General features: G+C 55.0%; 7 protein-coding genes. 4 read left to right on the top strand and 3 right to left on the bottom strand.

Annotated elements, in window-relative coordinates; translation table 11 throughout:
* The 3 genes from ACLD11_RS17585 to hemH form a co-directional block, all read left to right on the top strand.
* Positions 1–220 (top strand): hypothetical protein (locus tag ACLD11_RS17585; protein ID WP_411015180.1); only part of this gene is annotated, 220 nt, incomplete at its 5' end.
* 227 nt (positions 221–447) lie between these two features.
* The gene (gene adk, locus ACLD11_RS17580) at positions 448–1,092 is read left to right on the top strand and encodes an adenylate kinase (RefSeq protein ID WP_174896609.1); all 645 of its coding nucleotides are present in this window, start codon (positions 448–450) and stop codon (positions 1,090–1,092) included.
* Between the two features lie 228 nt (positions 1,093–1,320).
* Positions 1,321–2,283, top strand: a complete 963-nt coding sequence (gene hemH / locus ACLD11_RS17575; RefSeq protein ID WP_411015179.1) for a ferrochelatase — start codon at positions 1,321–1,323, stop codon at positions 2,281–2,283.
* Here the strand turns inward: hemH and aes are convergent.
* Positions 2,280–3,251, bottom strand: coding sequence for an acetyl esterase (gene aes / locus ACLD11_RS17570; RefSeq protein WP_411015178.1), 972 nt, complete (start codon positions 3,249–3,251; stop codon positions 2,280–2,282). The two genes, hemH and aes, sit on opposite strands and share 4 nt — an antisense overlap.
* 152 nt (positions 3,252–3,403) lie before the next feature.
* Between aes and ACLD11_RS17565 the strand changes: the two genes are divergently transcribed.
* The gene (locus ACLD11_RS17565) at positions 3,404–4,708 is read left to right on the top strand and encodes an inosine/guanosine kinase (RefSeq protein WP_411015177.1); all 1,305 of its coding nucleotides are present in this window, start codon (positions 3,404–3,406) and stop codon (positions 4,706–4,708) included.
* A 48-nt stretch (positions 4,709–4,756) separates the two neighbouring features.
* Here ACLD11_RS17565 and ybaL read toward each other — a convergent pair whose 3' ends face one another.
* A complete protein-coding gene (ybaL, locus tag ACLD11_RS17560; protein WP_000546202.1) occupies positions 4,757–6,433 on the bottom strand; it encodes a YbaL family putative K(+) efflux transporter in 1,677 nt (558 codons plus the stop codon).
* Positions 6,434–6,647: 214 nt separating this feature from the next.
* Entirely contained in the window at positions 6,648–7,868 is a 1,221-nt protein-coding gene (locus ACLD11_RS17555; RefSeq protein ID WP_001251593.1) for an MFS transporter, read from the bottom strand.
* Positions 7,869–7,893 lie beyond the last annotated feature (25 nt).

Genomic DNA, 7,893 nt, shown 5'->3' with positions numbered 1-7,893 from the left:
GCGACGCGAAGCGTCTTATCCGGCCTACGGCGGGTACTGTTTTGTGACTGCCGGATGGCGACGCGAAGCGTCTTATCCGGCCTACGGCGGGTACTGTTTTGTGACTGCCGGATGGCGACGTGAAACGTCTTATCCGGCCTACGGACGGGTACTGTTTTGTGACTGCCGGATGGCGACGCGAAGCGTCTTATCCGGCCTACGGGCGAGTACTGTTTTGTGACTGCCGGATGGCGACGCGAAGCGTCTTATCCGGCCTACGGGCGAGTACTGTTTGTAGGCCGGATAAGCGCCAGCGCCATCCGGCATTTTTTATAATACCTTCTCTTTTCTGGATTTCTCTTCGTTAACCGTTTCAGCATCAGGCGGCTTCCTTGAGCGAAATGCGTGATGGTGGTATCGTTTAGCGCTTTTTAAAAAATATCGACAACCTTTGAGGGGATTTTCGTAATGCGTATTATTCTGCTTGGCGCTCCGGGCGCGGGTAAAGGAACTCAGGCTCAGTTCATCATGGAGAAATATGGTATTCCGCAAATCTCCACTGGCGATATGCTGCGCGCCGCAGTGAAATCAGGCTCCGAGTTGGGCAAACAGGCGAAAGATATCATGGACGCCGGTAAACTGGTGACCGATGAACTGGTGATTGCGCTGGTTAAAGAGCGTATCGCCCAGGAAGACTGCCGTAACGGTTTTCTGCTGGACGGTTTCCCGCGCACGATCCCGCAGGCTGACGCGATGAAAGAAGCGGGTATTGCCGTGGATTACGTGCTGGAATTCGACGTACCGGACGAACTGATCGTTGACCGTATTGTGGGTCGTCGCGTACACGCCGCCTCTGGCCGCGTTTACCACGTTAAGTTTAATCCGCCGAAAGTGGAAGGCAAAGATGACGTCACCGGCGAAGATCTGACCACCCGTAAAGACGATCAGGAAGAGACCGTTCGCAAACGTCTGGTGGAATATCATCAGATGACCGCGCCGCTGATTGGCTACTACCAGAAAGAAGCGGAAGCGGGCAACACCAAATACGCTAAAGTTGACGGTACGCAGGCCGTTGCCGACGTGCGCGCAGCGCTGGAAAAAATCCTCGGTTAATTTTTTCGCGTAGTGAACCGCTTATCAGGCCTGCCATTATCCCGCAGGCCTGATAAGCGTAGCGCCATCAGGCAATCGGTGCCGGATGGCGGCCTGAACGCCTTATCCGGCCTACTGGCATCGTGAGCGCCATTCGGCAAATTCTCGTCTTACCTCTCGCAGCAATTAGTTCTTCTTTATCGCTTTTCCGCTACAATTATCAACAATTTGAATAGATAAGAGGCGGCAATGCGTCAGACGAAAACCGGTATCCTGCTGGCTAACCTTGGCACGCCAGATGCCCCAACTCCCGAAGCGGTAAAGCGCTACCTGAAACAATTTTTAAGCGACAGACGCGTGGTGGATACTCCTCGTCTACTGTGGTGGCCGCTGCTGCGTGGCGTTATTTTACCGCTGCGTTCGCCGCGCGTCGCGAAACTCTATCAATCTATCTGGATGGATGGCGGTTCGCCGCTCATGGTATATAGCCGCGAACAGCAACAGGCGCTGGCCGCGCGGTTGCCAGACACGCCCGTCGCGCTGGGGATGAGCTACGGCTCGCCCTCGCTGGAAAGCGCTGTCGATGAACTGTTAGCAAGCGACGTCGACCATATCGTCGTGCTGCCGTTGTACCCGCAATACTCTTGCTCAACGGTGGGCGCAGTCTGGGACGAACTGGGGCGGATACTGGGGCGTAAACGTCGTATTCCCGGTATCTCATTTATTCGCGATTACGCGGATGACGGCGCTTATATCGATGCGCTGGCGAAAAGCGCGCGTGAGTCGTTCGCCAGACACGGCGAGCCGGATGTGCTTCTGCTCTCCTATCACGGCATTCCACAACGTTATGCGGATGAAGGCGATGACTACCCGCAGCGCTGTCGCGATACCACGCGCGAACTGGTTTCCGCATTGGGACTGCCGCCGGAAAAGGTAATGATGACGTTCCAGTCGCGCTTTGGCCGTGAACCGTGGCTGACGCCGTACACCGATGAAACGCTAAAAATGTTGGGTGGAAAGGGGACTGGTCATATTCAGGTTATGTGTCCGGGATTTGCCGCGGATTGTCTGGAGACGCTGGAAGAGATAGCGGAACAGAACCGCGAGATTTTCCTTGAAGCGGGCGGTAAAAAATATGCGTACATTCCGGCGCTGAACGCGACGCCGGAACATATTGATATGATGCTGAAACTCACGGCGCCGTACCGTTAACGCGGCGTCTTCATCCTCGCCATAAAGAATCGCGCGCCGTCCTGCAAGGCATCGTCGGCGATTGTCATCATTCGCGAATAGTGCAGAAAGGCGTGCAGCGTGCCGGGATACATTTTGTATTCGCAGGGTTGCTGGTGCGCCTGTAATGTCTGGTGCAGCAAGCGGCTGTCATCAATGAGCGGATCAAACTCCGCGCTGGCAATAAAGCAGGGCGGCACATCGTGCGTGAGATCGTTATTAAACAGACAATACCAGGGCGATTCCCGATCTTCATCGTTACGCAGATAGGCCTTTTCGTACGTGTCCAGATCTTCACGCGTCAGGCCGTCCCACGCGCCGCCGAACAGACGGCGGCTTACCGAGTCCTGCAACCCATACAGCCCATACCACAATAGAATCGCGATAACGTTACCGCAGCGAATGTGCTTATCACGTAGCCAGAGCGCGCTGGCAAGCGCCAGCATGGCGCCTGCGGAATCCCCGGCGAAACCGATTTTCTCTACGTTGAGCGAGTATTCATCGGCATGTTGAGAGAAGTAGCTGCATACCGCGACGGTTTCTTCAATGGCCTGCGGATAACGCGCTTGCGGCGACAGCGAATAATCAATACCGATCACGGTGCAGCCGGTATAACGCGCCAGCAGACGCATTATCCGGTCATGCGTATCCAGATTACCGAGGATAAATCCGCCGCCGTGCAGATAGTATAAGGTGGCCTGGCTGGTCGGCTGCGGCGAGTAGAGCCGGGTTGTTACATCGCCATAAGGCGTAGGGACGACGCAGGTGCGGGTGGTCATGGACGGCGCGTCGGCATTCCAGAAACGGCGCTCAAGAAGATAATACTGACGCTGGGTCTCAATATCGCCATCGGCAGGCCAGGGGGGAAGGCCTGGTTGCTGGAAGTTTACGACGGCTGTCATTTCGTCTGACAGTCGGGTGAGTACGGGAATTTTATTTTCCGGCTTCATAAAACGCTCCTTGTGAAAGTGAACCATTGTAAAAAACGCGGCTGGAGAAACTGCGATCTCGTCGTCCGATATTGAAACGCCATCGTCCGTCGCGCGCAGCAGGGGGAATGTGCTACCATGCAGCGTTCCGTTATTCATCCGTAAGCACAATCATGAAATTTCCCGGTAAACGTAAATCCAAACACTATTTTCCCGTCAATGCGCGTGACCCGTTGTTGCAACAAATTCAGCCAGAACAGGAAACCAACGCCTCCTGGGTCGTCGGTATCGACCAGACGTTGGTGGATATTGAGGCGAAAGTGGATGACGATTTTATTACACGCTATGGATTAAGCGCCGGGCATTCTCTGGTGATAGAAGACGAGGTGGCGGAGAAGCTGTATCAGGAACTGACGCGGGAAAATCTGATCACCCATCAGTTTGCTGGCGGCACCATAGGCAATACGATGCACAATTACTCGGTACTGGCGGATGACCGTTCGGTATTACTGGGCGTGATGTGCAGCAACATTGAGATTGGCAGCTACGCTTATCGCTACCTGTGTAATACTTCCAGCCGTACCGACCTGAATTATCTGCAAGCGGTAGATGGCCCGATTGGCCGCTGTTTCACGCTGATTGGCGAATCCGGCGAGCGTACCTTCGCTATCAGCCCCGGCCATATGAATCAGCTACGGGTGGAAAGTATTCCGGAAGCGGTGATCGCTGGCGCCTCTGCGCTGGTGTTGACCTCATATCTGGTGCGCTGTAAGCCTGGCGAACCGATGCCTGACGCGACGATGAAAGCGATCGAATACGCGAAAAAGCATAACGTGCCGGTTGTCATGACGCTGGGCACCAAATTTGTGATCGCCGATAATCCGCAGTGGTGGCAGGCATTTCTCAAAGAGAATGTCTCGATTCTGGCAATGAATGAAGAAGAAGCGGAAGCGCTGACCGGCGAAAACGACCCGCTGCTGGCGGCGGATAAGGCGCTGGACTGGGTCGACCTGGTGTTATGCACCGCCGGGCCGATAGGGTTATATATGGCAGGCTTCACCGAAGAGGAAGCAAAACGTAAAACCCAGCATCCGCTGCTGCCGGGGGCTATTGCTGAATTTAACCAGCATGAATTTAGCCGGGCAATGCGCCATAAAGATTGTATTAATCCGCTACGCGTTTATTCGCATATTGCGCCGTATATGGGCGGGCCGGAAAAAATCATGAACACCAACGGCGCGGGCGATGGCGCGCTGGCGGCGCTGCTGCACGATATTACGGCGAACAGTTACCATCGTAGCAACGTACCGAACTCCAGTAAGCACAAATTCACCTGGCTGACCTATTCGTCGCTGGCGCAGGTGTGTAAATATGCTAACCGTGTCAGTTATCAGGTACTGAACCAGCATTCTCCGCGTCTGACACGCGGGCTGCCGGAGCGTGAGGACAGCCTGGAAGAGTCGTACTGGGAGCGCTAATCTGGCTTGCCCGATGGCGCTGCGCGCATCGGGCCGTCCGGCAAACCCTTAACTGGCGACGACCTCACCTGCGGGCGGCGTTTCAAGCAGTTCCAGCATCGCCCGGGCAATTTCTCGCTCGCCCATCACTACCTGATTGGCTCCCCGCTCGGTAATATATTTCACTTCATCATCATAGTGCGCGCGGGCGATTATCTCGATATCAGGACTTTTTTCCCGCGCTGAGGCGACAATCTCACCGGCTTCGTAACCGTTGGGGATGGTCAATAACAGCCAGCGGGCGCAGTCCAGATGCGCCAGATTCATGATTTCTTCGTTAGCGGCGTTGCCCAGCACGGCGCGAATCCCGCGTTCGCGCAGCTCATCCACGCGAGTACGGGACGTTTCGATAACCACCAGCGGAATCCCCGCCGCCAGTAATTTTTCTCCCAGCAGACTGCCTACGCGGCCAAAACCCACCAGCAGGGCATGATTACAGATATCCACCGGAATTTGCTTCTCTTCTTCGATAGCCTCTTCCAGCGTTTGCTCTTCCAGCGTTTCGGTTTTCGCCAGATACTTCTCCAGCAGGGTAAACAGTACGGGATTAAGCATAATCGACAAAATAGCGCCAGCCAGCACCAGGTTCTGTCCCGCCTGCGGCAGCAGGTTGAGCGCCATGCCGAGTCCGGCGAGAATAAAGGCGAACTCGCCGATTTGCGCCAGGCTGGCGGCAATGGTCAGCGCGGTTCGCGGCGAGTGGCCGAACATACGCACCAGGAAAAACGCAGCGATCGATTTACCAAAGACGATAATGGCAAGCGTCGCCAGCACAGCCAGCGGCTGTTGAATCAAGACTAACGGATCGAACAACATGCCGACGGAAACAAAAAACAGGACGGCAAAGGCGTCGCGCAGCGGCAACGTATCGTGCGCCGCCCGGTGACTCAGTTCCGACTCATTAAGCACCATTCCAGCGAAGAACGCGCCCAGCGCAAAAGAGACGTCAAACAGTTCTACCGCGCCAAACGCAATGCCTAACGCCAGCGCCAGTACGGAAAGGGTAAATAATTCGCGCGAGCCGGTGGCGGCGCTGCGGGCCATAATCCACGGCACCAGGCGGCGTCCGACCAGCATCATGATGGCGATAAACGCCACCACTTTACCAATGGTTATCCCCATATCAACTGCCAGCGAGGCTATGCCGACATCGCCTTTTTCCACCATGCCGGCAACGGCGGGCAGCAAGACCAGCGTCAGCACCATCACCAGATCTTCGACAATCAGCCAGCCGATGGCGATTTGTCCGCGCTGGCTATCAAGGAGTTGTCGCTCCTCAAGCGCGCGCAGCAGGACGACGGTACTGGCGGTAGACAGACAGAGCCCAAAAACGATGCCGGTCATTAATGACCATCCCAGCACGGCGGAAAGCGCCATACCCAGCAGCGTCGCCACCGCTATCTGAGCGACAGCGCCGGGAATGGCGATAGACTTTACCGCCATCAAATCCTTCAGCGAAAAATGCAGCCCGACGCCGAACATCAATAGAATCACGCCGAGCTCCGCCAGCTCTGGCGCCAGTTTGGTATCCGCAACAAAACCCGGGGTAAAAGGTCCCGCCAGAACGCCCGCTAACAGATATCCCACCAGTGGAGAAATACGCAATTTGTTGGCAATCATGCCGAGAATAAAAGCGAGCACAAGGCCGCCGACAATGGTGGTGATAAGCGGGGTAGCGTGATGCATTCCGTCTCCTTTGGTTGCTGGACTCCAAAACTCCGGGTAATAGTTTATGACAATTTCAATCAGGATGTTTATAAAAAATGGTTGTGTTTTATAAAAAGATACAACCTGACGGTAAAAAGAGCACGGAACGGAAAAGTGATAAGTATGGGATGGACAAAGCATGATGGCATCGGGATGTACAGGCGGTTAAAGCGTACCTTTAACCGCCATAAAATCACGCTTTATGTCGATTATCAGGTAAGAATATGGTCAGTATCCCCAGAAGCGGCAGGAAAGCACAGATTTTATAAACTAAATAGATACTGGTATGGTCGGCAATCAGCCCCAGCACCGCTGCGCCCAGGCCTCCCATCCCGAAGGCAAACCCGAAAAACAGGCCGGAAACCATACCGATGCGTCCTGGCAGCAGCTCCTGGGCATACACCAGAATGGCGGAAAACGCCGACGCGAGAATAAAGCCGATAATTACTGTTAAAATCCCCGTCCAGTACAGTGTGGCGTAGGGTAAAACAAGGGTAAACGGCGCGACGCCGAGAATAGAGCCCCAAATCACATATTTCCTGCCGATTTTATCGCCCACCGGCCCGCCGATTACCGTCCCGGCAGCCACCGCAAACAGGAAGGCAAACAGATGGAGCTGCGCGTTTTGTATTGATAATCCGAATTTTTGCATCAGATAAAAGGTGTAATAGCTACTGATGCTCGCCATATAGAAATATTTCGAGAAAATGAGTAGCAATAACACGCTGACCGCCAGCACGACCTTATTGCGCGGCAGCGGGTTAGCGATTATCGCTTTTGGCTTGCCTTTCGCTATCCGGTGCTGGGCTGCGTACCAGCGGCTGATCTGCGCCAGCACTACGATCGCCAGCAGCGCGGCCAGCACAAACCAGGCGACATTCCCTTTGCCATAGGGCGCGATAATCACGGCAGCCAGCAGCGGGCCCAATGAACTGCCGAAGTTACCGCCGACCTGGAAGATAGACTGCGCCAGACCATGACGTCCGCCGGAGGCCATGCGCGCCACGCGGGACGATTCCGGGTGAAAAACGGACGAGCCGGTACCCACCAGCGCCGCAGCGAGCAATACGCCGCCAAAACTTCCCGCCATTGCCAGCAGTACCAACCCGCTCAGGGTAAAACACATGCCGACAGGCAGCGACCACGGCATGGGATATTTATCCGTCCAGTAGCCGACGACCGGTTGCAGTAGTGATGAGGCGAGCTGGAACGTCAGGGTGATCAAACCTATCTGGACGAAGGTCAGCGAGAACTCCGCCTGCAGCAGGGGATAAATGGCTAAGATTAGCGACTGGATCATATCGTTCAGTAGATGGGAAAGACTGATCGCGCCCAAAATACCAAACGAAGTACGTGCTTTAGCGGCCGCGGCGGGCGCGCCGGCTAACGGCTGGGTTGGTTCACTCATGGCCATAGAAAGTCACTTAAATTTTATGCGA

This window comes from Salmonella sp. 741265116_PST, assembly GCF_046567715.1.
Taxonomy (GTDB): domain Bacteria; phylum Pseudomonadota; class Gammaproteobacteria; order Enterobacterales; family Enterobacteriaceae; genus Salmonella; species Salmonella enterica.
The sequence above is the reverse complement of the archived record's forward strand: the minus strand, read 5'-3'. Positions and strand labels throughout refer to the sequence as shown.